Source organism: Natronorubrum halophilum (assembly GCF_003670115.1).
Taxonomy (GTDB): Archaea; Halobacteriota; Halobacteria; order Halobacteriales; family Natrialbaceae; genus Natronorubrum; species Natronorubrum halophilum.
In genome coordinates, this window is the sequence record NZ_QQTY01000002.1 from 380,420 (window position 1) to 399,144 (window position 18,725).

Annotated in this window: 15 protein-coding genes; 7 read left to right on the forward strand and 8 right to left on the reverse strand. The window is 62.0% G+C overall.

Annotated features, from left to right (window positions below; all coding sequences use genetic code 11):
* The first annotated feature begins 109 nt into the window (after positions 1-109).
* The 7 genes from DWB23_RS07955 to DWB23_RS07985 are packed head-to-tail and all read left to right on the forward strand — an operon-like array spanning position 110 to position 8,805.
* Positions 110-3,745, forward strand: a complete 3,636-nt coding sequence (locus tag DWB23_RS07955) for an ATPase, T2SS/T4P/T4SS family (protein WP_121742290.1) — start codon at positions 110-112, stop codon at positions 3,743-3,745.
* A complete protein-coding gene (locus DWB23_RS07960; RefSeq protein WP_121742291.1) occupies positions 3,742-5,802 on the forward strand; it encodes a type II secretion system F family protein in 2,061 nt (686 codons plus the stop codon). Before DWB23_RS07955 ends, DWB23_RS07960 begins: the two co-directional genes overlap by 4 nt.
* Before the next feature lies 1 nt (position 5,803).
* Positions 5,804-6,319: a DUF7287 family protein gene (locus DWB23_RS07965; RefSeq protein WP_121742292.1), complete on the forward strand. Its 516-nt coding sequence runs from the start codon at positions 5,804-5,806 to the stop codon at positions 6,317-6,319.
* Positions 6,320-6,321: 2 nt separating this feature from the next.
* The gene (locus DWB23_RS07970; RefSeq protein WP_121742293.1) at positions 6,322-6,993 is read left to right on the forward strand and encodes a DUF7288 family protein; all 672 of its coding nucleotides are present in this window, start codon (positions 6,322-6,324) and stop codon (positions 6,991-6,993) included.
* Positions 6,987-7,475 (forward strand): hypothetical protein, encoded by a 489-nt coding sequence (locus tag DWB23_RS07975; protein WP_121742294.1) that lies wholly within the window; start codon positions 6,987-6,989, stop codon positions 7,473-7,475. The genes DWB23_RS07970 and DWB23_RS07975 overlap by 7 nt, the downstream gene beginning before the upstream one ends.
* A complete protein-coding gene (locus DWB23_RS07980) occupies positions 7,472-7,987 on the forward strand; it encodes a DUF7266 family protein (protein ID WP_121742295.1) in 516 nt (171 codons plus the stop codon). The genes DWB23_RS07975 and DWB23_RS07980 overlap by 4 nt, the downstream gene beginning before the upstream one ends.
* Positions 7,984-8,805, forward strand: a complete 822-nt coding sequence (locus DWB23_RS07985) for a DUF7289 family protein (protein WP_121742296.1) — start codon at positions 7,984-7,986, stop codon at positions 8,803-8,805. The genes DWB23_RS07980 and DWB23_RS07985 overlap by 4 nt, the downstream gene beginning before the upstream one ends.
* Positions 8,806-8,815: 10 nt before the next feature.
* Here the strand turns inward: DWB23_RS07985 and DWB23_RS07990 are convergent, their stop codons facing one another.
* The 8 genes from DWB23_RS07990 to cheY all read right to left on the reverse strand — a co-directional run bounded on the left by DWB23_RS07990 (position 8,816) and on the right by cheY (position 18,653).
* Positions 8,816-10,117: a hypothetical protein gene (locus DWB23_RS07990; RefSeq protein WP_121742297.1), complete on the reverse strand. Its 1,302-nt coding sequence runs from the start codon at positions 10,115-10,117 to the stop codon at positions 8,816-8,818.
* A gap of 93 nt (positions 10,118-10,210) precedes the next feature.
* A complete protein-coding gene (locus tag DWB23_RS07995) occupies positions 10,211-11,059 on the reverse strand; it encodes a CheR family methyltransferase (protein WP_121742298.1) in 849 nt (282 codons plus the stop codon).
* Positions 11,056-11,577, reverse strand: a complete 522-nt coding sequence (locus DWB23_RS08000) for a chemotaxis protein CheD (protein WP_121742299.1) — start codon at positions 11,575-11,577, stop codon at positions 11,056-11,058. The genes DWB23_RS07995 and DWB23_RS08000 overlap by 4 nt, the downstream gene beginning before the upstream one ends.
* Positions 11,574-12,836: a chemotaxis protein CheC gene (locus tag DWB23_RS08005; RefSeq protein WP_121742300.1), complete on the reverse strand. Its 1,263-nt coding sequence runs from the start codon at positions 12,834-12,836 to the stop codon at positions 11,574-11,576. The genes DWB23_RS08000 and DWB23_RS08005 overlap by 4 nt, the downstream gene beginning before the upstream one ends.
* Positions 12,833-13,438: a chemotaxis protein CheC gene (locus DWB23_RS08010; protein ID WP_121742301.1), complete on the reverse strand. Its 606-nt coding sequence runs from the start codon at positions 13,436-13,438 to the stop codon at positions 12,833-12,835. Before DWB23_RS08010 ends, DWB23_RS08005 begins: the two co-directional genes overlap by 4 nt.
* A 34-nt stretch (positions 13,439-13,472) precedes the next feature.
* On the reverse strand, positions 13,473-17,036 hold the full coding sequence (locus DWB23_RS08015; protein ID WP_121742302.1) for an Hpt domain-containing protein: 3,564 nt from the start codon (positions 17,034-17,036) through the stop codon (positions 13,473-13,475).
* Entirely contained in the window at positions 17,029-18,294 is a 1,266-nt protein-coding gene (gene cheB, locus DWB23_RS08020) for a chemotaxis-specific protein-glutamate methyltransferase CheB (RefSeq protein ID WP_121742303.1), read from the reverse strand. Before cheB ends, DWB23_RS08015 begins: the two co-directional genes overlap by 8 nt.
* Positions 18,291-18,653 (reverse strand): chemotaxis protein CheY, encoded by a 363-nt coding sequence (gene cheY, locus DWB23_RS08025; protein WP_121742304.1) that lies wholly within the window; start codon positions 18,651-18,653, stop codon positions 18,291-18,293. The genes cheB and cheY overlap by 4 nt, the downstream gene beginning before the upstream one ends.
* Positions 18,654-18,725 lie beyond the last annotated feature (72 nt).

The window sequence follows — 18,725 nt, forward strand, 5'->3', positions numbered from 1 at the left end:
CAACAGGAGCACGTATTGACAGCACGGATACGCGGTGATCTGCGTAAGATTATCAGATGTGGTAATGAATGGCTGAATTTTTTGAAGGCTGAGAGTTTGGGTGGTGTCAATGGCTATTGACGAGGGCGACCAGTCGGATGCCGGGGAATTTTCCGAGGGGGAGGCGTCCGACCCGGCGTCGGCGGACAATCGATCTTACGGGTCGGATCCCGACTCGGACGCGCCGGGTCGCGTCGGCGAGTACACGTGGGAGGACTATCTGATGGAGTACGGGTACAGAGACGAGGTTTCGGCGCTGTATCCCGACGATCCAGCGGGCGGCGGGGGCGACCAACTGGGGCTCGACACCGACGAATCGGTCCAGCACACGGTTCCGAGCGGGGACGACTGGAATCGCGTCGAGTTCGATCCCGAATCCGCACTCGGCTATCATCCGGACGATTTACCGTCGACGATTATCCCTCTCGCCGGCGACAACGCCGAAACGCTCCACGAACGCTTCCTCGAGTACGTCGATCCCGAGACGACCCCAGTCACCAAGGGCATCTGGTCCTGGGAACACTACAAGTGGGAGTACTACTACGAGGACGACGGCTCCCGACCGCGTGACAGCAACGGCGAAATCGTTCGCCACGACGAGGAAGAAGCGCTCGGCTTCGATCCTGACACGCTCGAGCAGCGGCTCTTCGCCGGCGACGAGGCCGCGATGAAACTCGACGAACTCGTCGACGAGCGAACCGTCAACGTCGAGGAAGATATCGACGAAGACGAATTCTTCTCGACGGCGGACGGCAACACCACCGTCTCGAACCGTTACGATCTCGAGAAGGCCGTCCCGATGGACAAGAAGACCCACTTTCGGGAGGTCGAACGCTACTGGGTCAACAAGCCCTACGCCTACGTCATCATCTTCCACTCCGAGAAGGAAAACGAAAAGAAGTACTACATGATCGAGCCGTACCTGAACGAGATCGAGATGGAGCTTCAGGAGTTCCTCTCGGGCAAACTCAGGACGGCGATCAAGTACTCCGAGGACGGGATCAAGGAGAAAGAGACAGAGGACGGCCGACGGATCGTCATCGAAGACGAAACGCGACGCCTGCTGAAACGCTACGACCTCTTCGAGAAACGGTCGGGAAGCGCACAGGAGAGCGTTCTCGAGACGCTGAAGGGTCTGCTCGACGATGGGGACGACGAGACGGACGAGGAGTCAGGTCCCGCACCGCTCGAGGGGATCGCGGTTCGACCCGAGCCGGCGATTCTCGCGGACGATCCGGATACGATGAGCGAGTATCAGGTCGAAAAACTGCTCTACCAACTCAAGCGAAACTTCATCGGCTACGAGCGGATCGACGGCATCAAACACGACATCAACGTCGAGGATATCTCCGTCGACGGCTACAACTCGCCGGTCTTCGTCTACCATTCGGAGTACGAACAGATCATCTCGAACATCTATCACGGCGAGGACGAACTCGACGACTTCGTCGTCAAACTCGCCCAGCGCTCGGGGAAGGGGATCAGTAAACGGCTGCCACAGGTCGACGCGACCCTGCCCGACGGCTCGCGCGCCCAGTTGACGCTGGGTCAGGAGGTGTCCGACCACGGGACCAACTACACCATCCGTCAGTTCAAGGACGTTCCGTTTACGCCGATCGACCTGATCAACTGGAACACCTTCTCGCTCGACGAGATGGCGTTTCTCTGGCTCTGTATCGAGAACCACAAGAGCCTGATCTTCGCCGGTGGGACCGCATCCGGGAAGACGACATCGCTGAACGCCGTCTCGCTGTTCATCCCCTCGAGTGCGAAGATCGTCTCCATCGAGGACACGCGCGAGGTCGAACTTCCACAGCGAAACTGGATCGCGAGCGTCACCCGTCCCTCGTTCTCCGACGACGAACAGGGTGACGTCGACGAGTTCGACCTGCTCGAGGCCGCACTGCGTCAGCGACCCGACTACATCGTGATGGGCGAAATCCGCGGTGAGGAGGGGCGAACGCTGTTTCAGGTCATGTCGACCGGGCACACGACCTACACGACGTTCCACGCCGACTCCGTCGATGAGGTCCTAAAGCGGTTCACGACGGACCCGATTAACGTCTCGAAGACGATGTTCACCGCGCTGGATCTGGTCTCGATCCAGACCCAGACTCGAGTGCAGGGACGGAAGGTCCGCCGGAACAAGTCGCTGACCGAGATCAACCACTACGAGGCCGAACACGACGAGATCAACGTTCAGGACGTCTACCAGTGGCAAGCGGAGACCGACGAGTACCTCAAGATGGGGGACTCGAACACCCTCGATGAGATCCAGTTCGATCGCGGTTGGAGCAACGAAAAGCTCGAGGAAGAACTGTTCAAACGCGAGATCATTCTCGCCTACCTCATCAAGAACGGGTTGAACACGTACGCGGAAGTCGCGGCGACCGCACAGGCCTTCATCAACGACCCGGATACGATCCTGACGCTCATCGCGAACGGACAACTCGAGGACAGTCTCGAGGACCTCCGCGAGATGGAAAGCGTCCTGATCGACGTCGATCCCGAAAAGGAGGAACTCGTCCCGCGACCCGACGCGAGCAGCGAGACGTACAACCTCTCGATGGACATCTTAGAACGGGCCGAAGAGTCGCTGTTCGAGGAGTTCCGCGGCAAGGTACCGAGCGGACTCGCGAGCGCGCTCGGGGAGGTCGAGCAAGCGGAGGCGATCGATGTCGACCAGACCGATGCCGACGAGTTCGACTTCGCCGGCGAGGTCGACGAGACGATCGACGAAGGCGAGTGGGAACTCGGCGACGACTCGGACGGGTTCGACGGCGGTTCGGGCGAGGGTTCGAGCGAACCCGCGTGGCTCAGTGACGATACCGGCTTCGATATCGGCTCCACTGATAGGGCCGAAGCCGGTATTAGCGACGCGACGGCTGACGCACCAGCCGACGATACTGCCGCCAGCGTCGATTCCGCTGCTGGAATCGGCGGCGCCACCTCGAGTCCCGGCGAACAGGACAAACCCGCGGAGGAATTCGAGATGGTCGTCAAAGAGACGCCTGGTGAGGAGGCGACACCGCCTGCCACGACGAGTAACGGGGCCGACTCGGCACGACCGACATCCCGGTCGGACGATAAGCGCGACCCCACGGTATCGCCATCGGACGACCCCGAGGGAGGTGGCCTGGGCGGTCTGTTCGACGACATGGGCGATACGATCGATGAACTCGACGCCGATGACGATACGGGCCGCGCAACGACGGACGCCCCGTCAGAAACCGCCGCGGACTCCGCCGGCTTCGAGTCGACGTTTCAGGGGGACGACCTCGCGTCGATCTTCGATCCCGAATCGGCCGACGAAGCGGTGGGTGACTTCAGCGATCAACTCGAATCGAGCGACGAACGCGGTCCGGGAGAGGACTCGAGCAGTATCGACGGGACTGATTCGACGACCGCGGCCGAGTCGCCGCCGGCCGGTGCAGACACGGACGCCGGCTTACAGCCCGGAACGGACGGCGACGTCGACACCGAATCGGAGTCGATCTTCGGCGCCGAGTCCGGTTCGATCTTCTCCGACGACGATGACGACGCGGCGGACGACGGCGGCTCGCTGTTCGGTGACGATCGGGACCGCACCGAGTCCGACGACTCGATTTTCAACGGAACCGACGACGCTGATGACGACGGCGGGACAGGTCCCGGCGAAAGCGACGATGACGGCCGACTGTTCGGCGATAACGAGGACGACGAATGAGCTTACAAACCGACTCCAGCGGGGGCTCCAGCAACCTTTCGGGCGGCTCCGATCTGCTGGGTGAGACGTTCTATCCCCTGTACGAACGGTTGGTTAACGAGGACGGCGAGTTCGTCAGCGACGTCGAAACGAAACTCGCGCAGGCTCGAATGACCGATACGGTCGAACTCTACCTCTCTCGAGCGCTCGGGATCGGGTTTATCAGCGGGCTGGCGCTGTGGCTGATCGGGCTCTTGCTCGGCTACGGCCTGTTCGCGACCGGAGTCATTCAGGTCGAGGAACTGCTCGGGATCCCGATCAGTAGCCAGGCGGTTATCGACTTCCTCGAGGCGGCTCGAGTGCCGGCGCTCGTCTTCTTCACCGGGCTCGTCTTCGGTTCGATCGGCTTCGCACTCGGTTTCGGCTCGCTCGTGGCGATCCCCTATTCGCGTGCGTCCGCCCGTAAACGCGAGATCAACATGTTGTTGACCGACTCCGTCTCCTTCATGTACGCGCTGTCGGTCGGTGGACTGAACCAACTCGAGATCATCGAGGCGATGGCCCAGGCCGACGACACGTACGGCGAGGTCGCTATGGAGTTTCAGAGCATCGTCAAGGAGACCGAGTACTTCGACGTCGACTACCGGACGGCGATCCGCACCCAGGCCCTCGAGACGCCGAGCGACGAACTCTCTCAGTTCCTGACGGATATGCTCTCGATCGTCAACAGCGGCGGTGACATGGAGAGTTTCCTCGAGGACAAAAAGGAAAAGCACATGCGAACGGCCAAACAGGAACAGGAACTCACCCTCGAGACGCTCGAGTTGTTCGGCGAGATGTACATGACGCTGTCGCTGTTCCCGTTGCTCTTGATCATCATTATGGTCGTCATGCAGATGATTCCGCAGGCGGACGTGACGGATAACATGCTGTACATGACCGTCTACGGGCTGATCCCGCTGATCGGGGTCGGCTTCCTGGTGCTGGTCTCGACGGTCAAACACGACGAGCCGGGCGATGGGTACCTCTCGATGGGCGGGGGCCGGCGCATCGAGACGCAACAGGACAGAGGCTTGCTCAACCTCGGTCTCGTCGAGCAGTTCACGGGCGAGCACAGCGTCTTCGACCGCATCAAAAACCGCGAAGGGACGTACGAGACGATGGAGGTGCTCCAGAAGCCACACGTTTTCTTCCGGGACAACCCGCTGTTAACGCTCGCGTTGACCGTTCCGGCGTCGCTCGTCATCATCGCCACGGCGATGGTGAACGGCTCGGCACCGACCTCGTGGGACCAACTCCTCGGCAACGCCGTCTGGGGAACGTTCGTCTACGTCTACGTTCCGCTGTACATCATCGCGATTCCGCTGGCGATCTTCCGGGAGTGGAACGTTCGTCACAGGAACAGCGTCGTCAGCCAACTGTCCGAAGACCTACGCAAACTCTCGAGTTCGAACGACACCGGCCTGACGCTGCTCGAGTCGCTCAAATCCGTCTCGGATACGACCAGCGGAAAACTGGCTCGGGAGTTCGAGATGATGCACACGAAAGTCAACTACGGAACGAGCCTGAAGGAAGCGCTCATCGAGTTCAACAACAAGTATCACATTCCCCGGCTCGCCCGAACGACGCGGCTGATTACGGAAGCCCAGGAGGCGTCGAACCAGATTTCGGACGTGCTTCGGACGGCCGCCCGTACCAGCGAGAATCACGACGATATCGAACGGGAACGGAAGTCCCGGACCCTGATGCAGGTCGTGATCATCATCATGACGTTCATGACGGTGCTCGCGGTGATCGCGATCCTCAAAACGCAGTTCATCGATACGATGGCCGGACTCGGGGCCAGCACCGGCGGCGCTGAAACGGGCGGTGGCGGCGGAGAACTCGCAGAAGCCGATTTGAGCGACAACATCGACGTCGAGATGCTGTCCGTGTTGTTTTTCCACGCGGTGACGATGCAGGCGATCATCTCCGGATTGATCTGTGGATACATCCGGGATGCGGACCTGCTGAGCGGGCTGAAATACGCCGTCGTACTGGCGACGGTTGCACTCGTCGGCTGGACGTTGGTGGCCTAAGATGGCTCGAGAGCAACACCGACACGGTCGTGGCCGACGTCGGCGGACGGTTTCGATCTCGCTGCGTGAGCGCGGCCAGACCACCCACGATTTCGTCGTCGGAATCGGGGTGTTCATCCTGGCCGTCGCCTTCGTCTTCTCGTTCCTGCCGACGATCCTGACGCCGTTCGACTCGTCGGTCAGCGGCGGGCAGACGGCGCAGGCGGATCGGATCGCGGATCGGTTGGTACACAATCTCTCGACCGACCAGGGACCGAACACGTTCAACGAATCCGATTTCGGGTCGGTTGCGGACGATGACCTCGATGACCTCGTCGGACTCCGAACTGTCGGCGACCAGGTGAACGTGAGTATCGAACACCTCAACGAGAGCGGGCCGGTCGACGACGAGTTGACGGTCGGCGTGGAGTACAACAACCAGTCGGCGGCCAGTTCGGCACGAATCGTGACGTTCGAGGGCGACGGTCCTGACGGCGAGGAACGTTCGGCATACAGACTTGTTGTGAGGGTCTGGTGACCATGTCTAGAATCAGCCCTAAATCCAGTACCGACCGCGGACAGGCCTACACGCTCGAGGGGTTCATCAGTGCGATGGTCGTCCTGATGGCGCTCCTGCTCGCGATGCAGTCCGTCGTTATCACGCCGACGACCGGTGGACTCGCGGACCGGACGGTCCAATCGCAGATTCAACAGGAGACGCAGGACGCGCTGGTCGTCGCTGCGACGGCGGACGAGGACGACGGGGACCTTTCGAAGATGGTCCGATACTGGGACGATGAGGAGAACGAGTTCTACAATGCGAGCGAGGACGATTCGGTGCCGGGCTACTACAACGGATCGGCGTACACCGAACTCTACAACGAGTTCGTTCTCGGAGAGATCCTCTCACATCGGCTGACGGACCGCGGACTGAGCTACAATATCGAGCTCGTCTATCAAAACGAGAGCGGTGAGTTCGACACCGAGAACAGTACGTACCTCGTCTATCAAGGCGAGTCGGAGGCGGTGACAGCGAGTTACACGGTTACGCTATTCGAGAACGACACGGTAACGGCTCCGGGAAGTGCTGGCGCGCTTCGGGATGTTCACGATCCAGATGATACTGACAGCTATCCGATCCCCCCAGGAACCAGTGAAGACGATGACTCCGTGGTGTACAATGTCGTGGAGGTGCGCGTCGCAGTATGGTAACTGATAGTATTCGAGATCGGAGGGAGCGCGACCGGTCACCCGAGAGCGATCGACGCGACAGAGGACAGGTTATCCTCGTCGGTGCGATCGCGCTCGCGTTTATCATTCTCGGCGTCGTCGTCGTCTTTAACGGCGTCCTCTACACCGAGACACTGTCGTCCGGGTCGACGAGTCAGAGTGCAAGCGCTGCCGACGCAACTGAACTCGAGATCGAACAGGGCATCGGCTGTTTGCTCGTGCAACTCGAGGGAGGGAATGCAACCGAGGATCAGGTCGAAGAGAACGTTAGTGTGTTTACCGACCGGTATCGGAGGGCGCAAGCACAGTCGTCACCGACAGCCGTCAATATCAGTGACATTGACGTTAACGGTGATTTTGCCACTCCCACCGAAATTCACAACGTAAACATCACGATAACTGTCGATTCCCACGATCTCAGTTACGAACAGGAGCGGACGATCGAAGCTACATGCCCACTATGATCGGAAATCGACACGAAACGGACCGCGGGGTGTCGATCGCACTCACGCACGTCCTGACGATCGGAATCGCCACGATCCTCATCGCGATGTTGTTGATGAGCGGAAGCACGCTGTTGGAGTCGGAAACCGATAGATCGGCCCGGACCGCGCTCGAGACCGTCGGCGAGCGTCTGGCCGGAGAGATCGCGAACGTCGATCAGATCGGGAACGAGAGCGAGGACGCAATGATCAGTGCCGAGCATCCGCGAACGATCGCGAACTCCCAGTACACCGTCGAACTGTTGGACAGGGACGACGACGCCTGCAGCGAAGGCTCGCATCTGCTTGCCGATTCGGAAACCCCCTGTATACGGCTAACGGCACAGGAGATCGACGTGACGGTCTACGTGCCAGTTGCGATCGACGGGGGCGTCTCCGGAAGTGGGAATTCGGTAGCGGGTGGTACGATCGAGATCGCGTACGACAGTGCCGACGATGGAAACGAGATCGAAATTACGGAGGCCGATCGATGATCGACCGACGAACCGGACCCGCGACGGTCTCGTGGGCTGACGACCGCGGGGTCTCCGAAGTGATCGCGTTCATTCTCGTTTTCGCGATGATACTCGGATCGGTTGGACTGCTGTACGTGACCGGATTCCAGGCGATGGGCGACTATCAGGAAACCGAGCAACTCGTCAACGCCGAGCGGGCGATGGACGCGCTCGCGGACAACTTCAACGACGTCCTGGGGCACAACGGCGTCAACCAGCGCTACGGCGAACTCTCGTTGCGAGACGGAACTGTCAGCACCGGGGCCGACGGAACGAAGATTGACATCACTCTCGACGGCGAGGACGATCCGATCGGGACCGATGATGATCGCTTCTCCGGGTACGGTGACGGCGCGACGGTCGACCTAGGCGAGTTCACGTACACGTCGGACGGCGACAAAATCGCGTACGAAGGCGGTGGCCTCGTTCGAGCGGACGACTCCGAAGACTGGAGTCTGGTCCGCAAGCGGCCACGGATAACGTGTGGCGAGAACGCCGCAACGATCTCCCTCGTCGCAATCTCGGCGGACGACCGATCGATACAGAGCAGTAGCGGACTCGGGTTTACGATGTCCGTCGAAAACCGCAGTAGTGCGGTGTACAGTGACAAGGACAACGTTTCCATCGAGATCGAAGACGCGGATACCGCCTACAACGACGCGTGGGAGTCGATACTCGAGACCGAGAGTAGCGATGGTGCGGACTGGGATTGGGACGGTGATGCCGGAACGTGCGACTTCGACGATGACTCCGGGCAGGTCGTCGTCACTATCGTCGAAGTCGACATCGAGTACTGACCGCGACAGCTTATTCCGTCTCCCAGTCGCCGGTTAGCATCGCTCGTAACCCTGCTCGAGCGACCAGCGCTTCGACTCGGGCGGCGCGATCGGTCGTCTCACCGCCGGTCTCGAGATACAGCCCGTTCGAGAGCGGCTGTGGCGCGGTCATCGGCGTTCCGTCGGCGTGTGTCGGCGAGTCGTTCAGCACGGCCCGCGATCCGTCTGCGTCGTTGGGGCTCCACGGAACGGTCACGCCCGAGAGACCCTGACCGAAGAGGTACTCCGCGGTCTGGAAGAGCGCCTGGTCGGCGTTCGAGTGGCCGATCGCACCGATCGAGCCGCGGTCGTTGAAAAAGCGGACGACGTACTCGTCGTCGTCCTCCGACTCGGCGGTCGGGGCGCTTCGCTCGTCTACATCGCCGTCTTCCGGCGTGGGCTCCGGTGCATCGCCACCCCTGTCGGTTTCGGTACGGGACTCGTTTTCGGCGGCGGGGCTCGAGTCCGTCTCGGAGGACCGTGCTGTCGCGGTCGATTCGGAGGCGGCCGACTCGCTCGGCTCGTCGGGGTCCGTGTATCCGACGTCCGGCGATTCCGACCACGGCTCGACGTGGTCTCCCTCCTCGCCCGAAACGTCGGTTTCGGAAAACTGTATCGAGACGTCCGACGCCTCCCCGTCCTCGAGTTCGGCGACCGGTTGGCCGCGCCCATCGTCGGCGAACGACGCGACGAGTTGCTCGAGAAACCGGCTGGCTGCGGCCTCGAACTCCGCCTCGTAGGCCGCTCCCTGTTCGGTCGCGTCCACGAGCGTCGCGACGATCGAATCGAGGAGTGACGCCCGATCGACGGCGAGTTGGCGAGCGACGAACGCACGGGAGTGGCGCTCGAGGTGGCGGGCGACGGCTTCGCGAGAGTAGTGGGCGATGGCCGATTCGTGGTCCGGAAGCGACGGGAGCCGACAGGCGAGGCGCTCGGCGTCGGTGGTGCCGGCGAGCAGGAGGTAGTCTCGACCGTTGGTGTAGATCGCTCGATCGATTCCCGTCCACGCCATCGTCTCGAGCAGCGCTACGGCGCGGGATTTGTCCAGCGACTCGTCGAAGGGATCGACGGCGACGAACAGGGCGGGAATCCCATCGACCGAGCAGACGTACTCGAGTTTCGTTCCGTCGATCGTCGTATCGGACACGCACGAGTCGGCGTGGCGGTCCCAGCCCAGCGTCTCGAGGAAGGGATCGACCAGCCAGGCACGCGTTTCCCGACCCGTCGTGGGCGGTGCGGAGTCGGCGACAACCCGAGACCGGGTCACGAACGCGTCGAGGTCGAGTGCACTCATCTCACGGTGGTGTTCGGTGTACCGGTATGTAAGCGTCCGTGTATCTCTCACTCGGCGGAACGATCTCCGGGTGGCCGTCCTGAAGCGCGACGGTCAGGAGTTCGATCCCGACTGTTCTCGAGTGAGACTGTTCGTTTCCTTCGCTTCTCGGCGGTAGATTCGGAGGTGGGTGTCACGAACGGTAAATGCGGACTTGAGCGCCGGTGGAATCGTCTCGGCCTTGCCGATAACGAGGTAGCCGCGCTGCCGGAGTGAGCGTGCGATCGTGCGTAACATCGGCTGTTTGTACTCGTTGTCGATGTAGATGAACAGGTTCCGACAGATGACCAGATCGAACCCCGTCTTGGGCTCGTCGTTGATGAGGTCGTGGCGTTCGAACGCGACGGATCGCACGATCTGCCGTTTGATCCGGTAGGTCCTGCCGTCTCGCTCGACGTACGCGGTGTAGTCGTCGAGAAACTCGAGTTGGTCGGTCAGATCGACGGTTCGAGGTTCCTCGTAGACGCCCCCTCGAGCCGTCTCGAGCGCCGGTTCGCTGATGTCGGTACCGTGGATCTGGACGGCGGACTCGTCGATATCGGGGTCGTCGTGGGCGAGCATCGCCACCGAGTACGGCTCGCGGCCGTCCGCACACGCGGCGCTCCAGACGCGGACGGTCTCGTTGGTTGCTGTGAGCGATCGGAGGACCTCACGGATTCCCGTCCAGACCTCGGGGTTGCGAAAGAAGCCGGTGACGTTGATGCTCATCGCCTCGAGGAGCGCCGTCTGCTCGTCGGCGTCGGCCCGCAGGTAGTCGAAATACGCCGCGTACGTCTCGTTTTGCGTTCGGCGCATGCGCGAAGAGATGCGCCGGTCGAGATAGCTGTCGTTGTAGTGGCTCGTCGCGAACGCCAGTTCGTCCTCGACGAACGCGAGGAGTTCGTCAAAACTGCCGTCGGTCACAGCTCCGTCACTCCGTTTTCAGCGCTTCTGGCGGCCGTTTTGACCACGAGGGTTCCCGACTCCGGCGTAAACTCGACGGTTCGACCGTACTCACCGCCGACGTCTTCGGCGACGAGCGGTACGCCGAGTTTCTCGAGTTCCGCTTTGGCCGCGGCGATGTTTCGCTGGCCGACCCCCTCGTCGAAGCTTTCGAACTCGAACATGTCGCTGCCGCCGGCGACTTTCGCTTCGACGGTGGTGTAGTTGGCCCCCTGTTCGACCATCCGTCGGAGGAGCGCTCGGATCGCGGTGTCGGCGTACTTTCCGGGTTTGCGGTCGCTGTTTTCGGCCGCGTCCCCGTCCGGGAGCATAATATGCGCGAGTCCTCCGATATCGCTTTTCGGATCGTACAGCGCGATCGCGAGACACGATCCCAGCCCGTAGGATTTGAGCGTGTCGTCGCCCTCGCTGACGACCAGTTCGGAGATGCCGACCTGGACCGGCGTCGGTGCGCCCGGTTCGCTTCCGTACGTCTTCATGTGCTATCGAGTTCCTGAAACTCGGCCGTCGTCGGCGTCTCCTCGATCCGGTCGACGTCGAGGTTGTTCAGCGCACGCTCGAGATCGTCTTCGTCGGGAATCGCGTACACTTCGCAGTCGAACTCCCGACCGTCGGCCACGACGATGGTGTCGAAGACGAACGCGAAGTCCTGATTCTCGCCGAGTTGAATAATGACGGGATCGACGGCTGCGGCACCGATGTCGTGGATGAACTCCGGCGTCGAGTGATCGATCGTCGTGTCGAGTACGTTCGCCCAGCCGTCGAGGAAGCCACTCGCCATGATGTTGCCCAGTTCCGTGATGGCGCTCGTCCCCATCTCGCCGAAGCCGTCTTCGTCGACCTCCATGGGAACCATCGCGTCGACGATTTCGTGGGCCGACTCCTCGTCGAACAGGAAGAGGAGATAGCCGCTTGGCATCCCGTCGAACTCGAAGGCGACGCCGACGAGCGTCTCGTCTGCGACCTGTTCGGGGATCGCCTCGAGCGAGACGAAGTTCAGGCGTCGAATCTCGATGCTGGTGTCGATTCCGGTCAGCGTGGTCGCCGTTTTGGCGACCTCCTCTGCGCCGCGTTCGGCCATCCGGTCGAAGCCGTCGAGTTTGTCGTACTCGATACCGCCGCTGGTTCGGAGCTGGCCGAGCAGCGACGACATCGACTCCCGCTTCGGGAAGAGGTAGTGACTGAACCCAACTTCGGTACCGACGGTTTCGATCTGACTCTGGAAGAGCAGTGCCAGGTCGTCGCCGTCGGGTGCCTCGTCAATGTCGTCGAAAAAGGACTCGGCGGACTCCCCTTCGACGAACTCGGGCGTCGAAACGTCGATCGCGGTCTCGAGGACATCGGCCCAGCCGTCGATGAACCCGCTGTTCATGATGTGACCGACTTCGGTCGCGGCGCTCTGGGTCATTTCGGTGAACTCGCCTCCGGTAACGTCGATGCAGACGTCGTCGGAGTCCGACTCCGCGAGCAGCGTTTCGACGACCCGGAGCGCGTTCTCGCGATCGAAGACGACCATCGAGTAGCCCTCGATAGCACCGGTTAGTTTGACCCTGACGGCGACTTTCTCCGCCGAATCCTCGAAGTCGCGCCGGATTTCGCGGCCCCGCATGAAGTTGAGTTTCGTCACGCCGACCTGGGTCTCGACGCCGGTCATGTGGGTGAGGCGACCGGCAGCCAGCCCCGCTCCTTCCCGGGCCATTCGGTAGAACGTTCCGAGTGCGTTGACGTCGAGTTTCATGCGGTCTGAACTTCGATTCCGTTGACCATCTCGACGAACTCTTCGAGGTCGGGAAACGCGTAAATTTCGGCCTCGATCTGATAGCTCGGAACGGTCAGATCCGAATCGAAGAACAGCGCAAGATCGTCGCCGCCGAGACCGGCCGTTCGAGTGACGACTTCCCCCGTCTGTGCGTAGACGAGCTGTGGGGCCGCGATGTCGATCGCACGCCCGAGCACGTCGGCCCAGCCGTCGATGAAGCCACTCGCCATCATGTTCCCCATCTCTTCGACGGCACTTCTGGCCATCTTGCCCGAGACGTCCGACATGTCGTCGACGACATCGCGAAGCATGATCGCCGTGATCTTCTTCGCGCTCGCCTCGGGAAAGAGGATGAGGATGTGTCCGTGTGGTGGATCGAGTAGCCGGACGCGAACGCCGACGCGTTTGCCGCTGTCGAGCTGTGACTCGATGTCGTCGACGTCGATGAAGTTCGTCTTCGTCACCTCCATCTGTGCGTTTTCGCCCGTCAGTTTACTCATGTTGTCGGCGACGCCGTTCGTTCCGACCTTTGCCATTTCGTTGATGAAACTCAGCTTTCGAATGTCAACCTGTAGCGTCATAGATTTCTCCGTGGGTGTGGGTGTTCGTTCATTATCATAATGTCGTCACGTCAAGGATGTTGACTACTTCCCCCCGTCCCCGTACCGTTGCGCCGCTCAGCCCGGGAATGTCGCTCATGAAGCCTTCGAAGGGCTTGACGACGACCTCCTGTTGGCCGTGAACGTGACCGCAGTGTAACGCGACCGGCCGAACCTCGCCGCGGATTCTGACGACCATCCCGTCGTCGGTAGCGCCCGCTCGAGGCGTCTCGAGGGCGTCGTCGAGTTCGATGACGGGATACTCGTCGTTGGCGTCGGCGAGCACTCGTTCGCCGTCGACCGTCTCCAGCCTGTCGGCCGGTCCGATATCCAGTACGGTCTTGGTTGGAACGCCGAACTCCTCGCCGCCGCTCTCGATGAAGAGAATGTCGTCGATGGCAACCGACACCGGGAGCGTCATCGTGACGGTCGTTCCCTCGCCGGCCTCGCTGTCGATGGAGACCGTCCCCTCGAGGTCCTCGATCGTTCGCTTGACGACGTCCATCCCGACGCCGCGACCGCTGACGTCGGTCACCTCCTCGGTCGTCGAGAGACCGGGGTGGAAGATGAGGTCGTAGGCCTTGTCGTCCGATAAGTCGGCCGCTTCGTCCTCGGTGAGGACGTCGGACTCGAGCGCCTCGGATCGAAGTCGGTCGGGATCGAGTCCGCTACCGTCGTCGGCGACGGTGATCGTCACCCGATCGCGCGATCGATCCGCGTGGACTTCGATGGCTCCGTCGCAGGGCTTTTCAGCAGCCTCGCGCTCTTCGGGCGGCTCGATACCGTGATCGACGGCGTTGCGGACCAGGTGGATCAGCGGGTCGCCGATCCGGTCGAGGATGCTCCGGTCGAGTTCGACGTCCTCGCCGGTCACCTCGAAGGTTACGTCCTTGTCTTGGTCCCGCGAGATGTCGCGGACGACGCGAGGAAGTCGATTCGTCACCGTCCGCAACGGCACGAGCCGAACGTCCATCACCGTCTCCTGGAGGTCCGTCGTCAGCTCGGACAGATCGTCCAGTTCCGCCTCGAGCGCGGAGCGGTCCTCGCCTTCGGTGACCGCGTGACGGAGGCGAACGCGACTCGTGACCAGCCCTTCCATGAGCGTGAGCAGCGAGTCGATCTGGTCGACGTCGACTCTGACCGACTGGATTTCGTCAGTCTGTTCGTCGGCGTCGGGCCGGTCGCTCGGCTCCGGAATCGTGAGTTCCGGAACGTCGAACGTCGGTTCGTCGATTCGGCGAATAACGTCGGCGTCGTCGTCGGTATTCGTCTCGACTGCGTCGTCACCGAACGACTCCGAGGACGCGCTCGTACTCGAGGACGCCGGTGAGTCCGTATCGAAGCCGTCGCCGGTGGCGAAGTCGTCGTCGAATGCGTTGTCGAGGTCTACGTCGTCGAACGCGTCTTCGAAGCCGTCGATCTCGGCCGCGGTGTCGCTAACCCCGTCGTCATCGGGCTCCGTGAACTCGGTGACGTCATCGAACTCGTCGATATCGAACGATTCGTCGGCCGAATCGTCGGTAAACGACGCCTCGATCGAGTCGTCATCGAACGAGGCCGTCGGATCGAACTCCGCTTCGAGTGCCGTTCCGAACTCGTCCTCGGACCCGATCTCGGCGGCTCCGCCGTCCGCGGAATCATCGGTTCCGTCGTCGAATGGGCTCTCGAACGCCCCGTCCTCGGTGCGGTCGTCAGCTTCGTCAGTGCCGGTGTCGATTTCGCTCCCGCCCGCTTCGACGGTTCCAGGTTCGCCACTGGCGTCGTCGGTACCCTCGAGTCCGTCACCACTGTCGTCGACGGCTTCGGATTCGACGTCCCGCGGGGCCGGCATCGAGTCGTCGTTGGTAACCGCCGTGCTCCCGTCCGCTGCATCCGGTTCGAGCGCCCCATCCTCGGTGTCCGCTGACGACTCGAGGGGGTCGTTCTCGGCAGCGTCTGCGGTTTCGGTCGGTGTAGCCGATTCGGCTGCCGTCTCTCCCGACGATTGCTCCGTTTCGGCAGTCGATTCGGCATCGTCCGTCGACTGCTCGTCGATCGCCGCTTCATCCGACTCGAGGCCGGATTCCGCGTCCAACTCGGTGCCGGCTACCGATTCGTCTCCGGGCGGTGTTTCCGACCCCGGCGTCGGCGACTCGTCGACCGGCTCGTCGGAATCGTCCGATCCGGCGTCCGGTTCTCCCCCGAGAGCGTCCGTCTCGGATTCGTCCGTCGGCACTTCCTCGGCCTCGCGGGCCGGTGTCTCCGCCGGCGGCTCCGATTCGGGCTCGCCGTCCGTATCGACGACGGTGTCGTCGACGACTGCCTCGGATGGCTCCCCGTCGTCGAAGAACGAGTCGTCGTGGACATCGATGTCGTCACCGATGAGGTCGTCCATGTCGACTTCGTCGTCGTTATCGAACTCGTCGAACTCGAGTTCGTCGAGTTCGTCCTGGAGTTCGTCGAAACCGACCATCTCGACTTCGTCTTTGAGTTCGTTGAAGACGGCGTTCGCGTCGTCGACGTCGTCCTCGGCGGCTGCCGGTTCCGAGGCCGCATCTGCCGGCTCGGCGTCGGCACCGACGTCGTCGACGGGCGAGTCGGTCGCCGATTCGTCCGCTTCCTCGAGCGCCGCGTCTTCCGCTTCCAGCAGGTCGTCGAACGAGCCGGCATCGCCCATGTTATCGAACATCTCGAGTTCGTCGTCTTCGACGTCCTCGACCATCTCGTCCAGGTTGTCGAACTCCTCGAACTCGTCGAGCAGTTCGTCGACCTCGAGATCCTGAGCCTCGTCCGACGAGATGTTCTCGCCGGGCTCCGCGGTGTCGGACTCAGTGGACGGCTCCACGTCGACTTCGGCCGACGCGTCGACGAGGCTGTCGAATCGATCGGTGACGTTGACGAGTTCGAAGTCGGCCACCTCTTCGACTGGCTCGAGTCCGGCGGAGATGGCGGCTTCACCGACCGCGCTGCCGAAGACGGCGTCGAAGTGACCGTCGTACTCGTCGGCTTCGATATCGGAACGCGGCGGCTCGGTCCCGATCAGATCGAACGCATCGACCAGGGCATCGACGACGAGCGCGCCCTTGCTGTCCCCGCCGTCCTCGCTGGCTGCGATGGATAGCCGGACCAGATAGGCGTCGTGCTCGTCGTCCGCCGGCGGCTCGAATCGCTCGAGAACGGTGTCGATCGCCGCCGCGGTGGGCGGCGTAATCGAATCCGATTCGGTCCGGGTCTCGAGGTGCTCGCGAAGGGCCGTGATCGTCGCCGACGGATCGGTTTCGATCTCGCCTTCGGCGTCGACCTCCTCGATCATCGTCTCGAGTTCGTCGACGCCATCGAAGATCACGTCCATCAGTTCGGGCGTCACCTCGAGGTCATCCGTGCGGACGGCATCGAGGAGGTCCTCGATCGCGTGTGCGAGGTCGCTCGCCGGCTCGAGTCCCATGGCACCACAGTTGCTCTTGAGCGTGTGTGCGACGCGGAAGATACTCTCCATCGCCTCGTCGTTCGTCGGCTCGCGCTCTAAGGTGAGCAACGCGTTGTTCAGCTCCGTAATTCGTTCCTCGCTCTCCTGTACGAAGTCGCTCAAATAATCAGTCATCGGTCTCACCGTCCGTGTCGAACGCATCGACGATCGTCTCGACCAGCTTCGGGGCCGGCGCGATGTCGTCGACACAGCCCGTTTCAATCGCCTGACGGGGGATGCCAAAGACCGGACTCGTCGCTTCGTCCTGTGCGATGGTGTGCCCGCTTGCGGCCTTGATCGCCTCGATTCCGGCCGCGCCGTCGCGTCCCATTCCGGTCAGGACGACGCCACAGAGCGGGTCGCCGACGTGCCGGGCGGCCGTCCGCATCGTGACGTCGATCGCCGGTCGAACGCCGTGAATCCGGTCGCCGTCGTCGAGACGGAGCCGGAGCCGCCCGCCGATGTTGCTTACCACCTCGAGGTGGGAACCACCCGGCGCGACCGCTGCCTCGCCTGGACGGATCGCGTCGCCGTCCGCCGCTTCGCTGACGTCGTACTGGCTGTGTGCATCGAGCCGGTCCGCAAAGCGCTCGGTAAAGCCCGATGGCATGTGCTGGACGACGAGTACCTTGGCATCGAGGTCGGCCGGCAGGTGCTCGAACACCCGCTCGACGATCTTCGGCCCGCCGGTCGAGGCACCGAGGACGACGGTCGGATTATCCGCGTAACCTCCGAGATCGACCGGTTGCTCGTCGCCGACAGTTCCGCTCGGACGTTCACTCTCGACTTCGGTCCGACTCTCGAGCGACGGACCACCCGGCTGCACCGTCGTCGATCCGGCACTCGTCTCAGTGTCACCTCGAGCCCCGCGTCCGGCTCCGACGACGGCTCGGTCGGTCGGTTTTCGCCTGGATTGAGATCTGTCCAACGATCCCGTCCTCGCCGATTCCGATCGCGCCGCGTACGCGGACGCAGTGGCGCGTGCGAGCGCGGCCGACGAAACGTTCGCGTTCGCGAGTTCGGCGACCTTCTCGACGACGTCGTCGATGAGATGGGTGACGGTCCGCGAATCCGAGCCGTCGGGCTTGTGGAGGAAGTCGACGGCCCCACGCTCGAGCGCGTCGAGGGTCGCTTCCGTACCCCGGTCGGTATGAACGCTGAGCATGAGGATTAGCGTCGGATTCCTCGTCATAATGCGCTCGACGGCGTCGATACCCCCCACTTCGGGCATTTCGACGTCCATCGTGATGATGTCGGGGTCGGACGCCACCGCAGTTTCGATGGCGTCCGAGCCGTTCGTTGCCGTCTCGACGTCGTAGCCGGCCTCGGTGAGCGCGTTGCCGATGACTGTCCGCATAAACCTCGAGTCGTCGACAACGAGTACTCTCGTCATGCCGCAACGACGTCTGAGAGGGCCTTTCTGACGCTGGGCTCTTCGAACGGTTTCGTCACGTAGCCGTCAGCGCCAGCTTTCACGGCGAGTTTCATTTTTTCACGTTGCCCGACACTCGTACACATGATGACCCGCGCGTCCGGGTCGATCTTCTTGATCGCCGCGGTCGCCTTGATCCCGTTGCACTTGGGCATCACGATGTCCATCATGACGATATCGGGGTCGTGTTCTTTGTACAGTTTGACTGCTTCGGCGCCGTTGGACGCCTCTCCGAGAATGCGATAATCCTGTTCCAAAATTTGGCCCAGTAAGTTACGCATAAAATGAGAGTCGTCCACGATAAGCACCCCTGTCGACATTCAGTAGTACACCAACCGCTGATAGAAATACAACTACCATAAATGCTGTCTCTCGATTATCATTCGTGATAA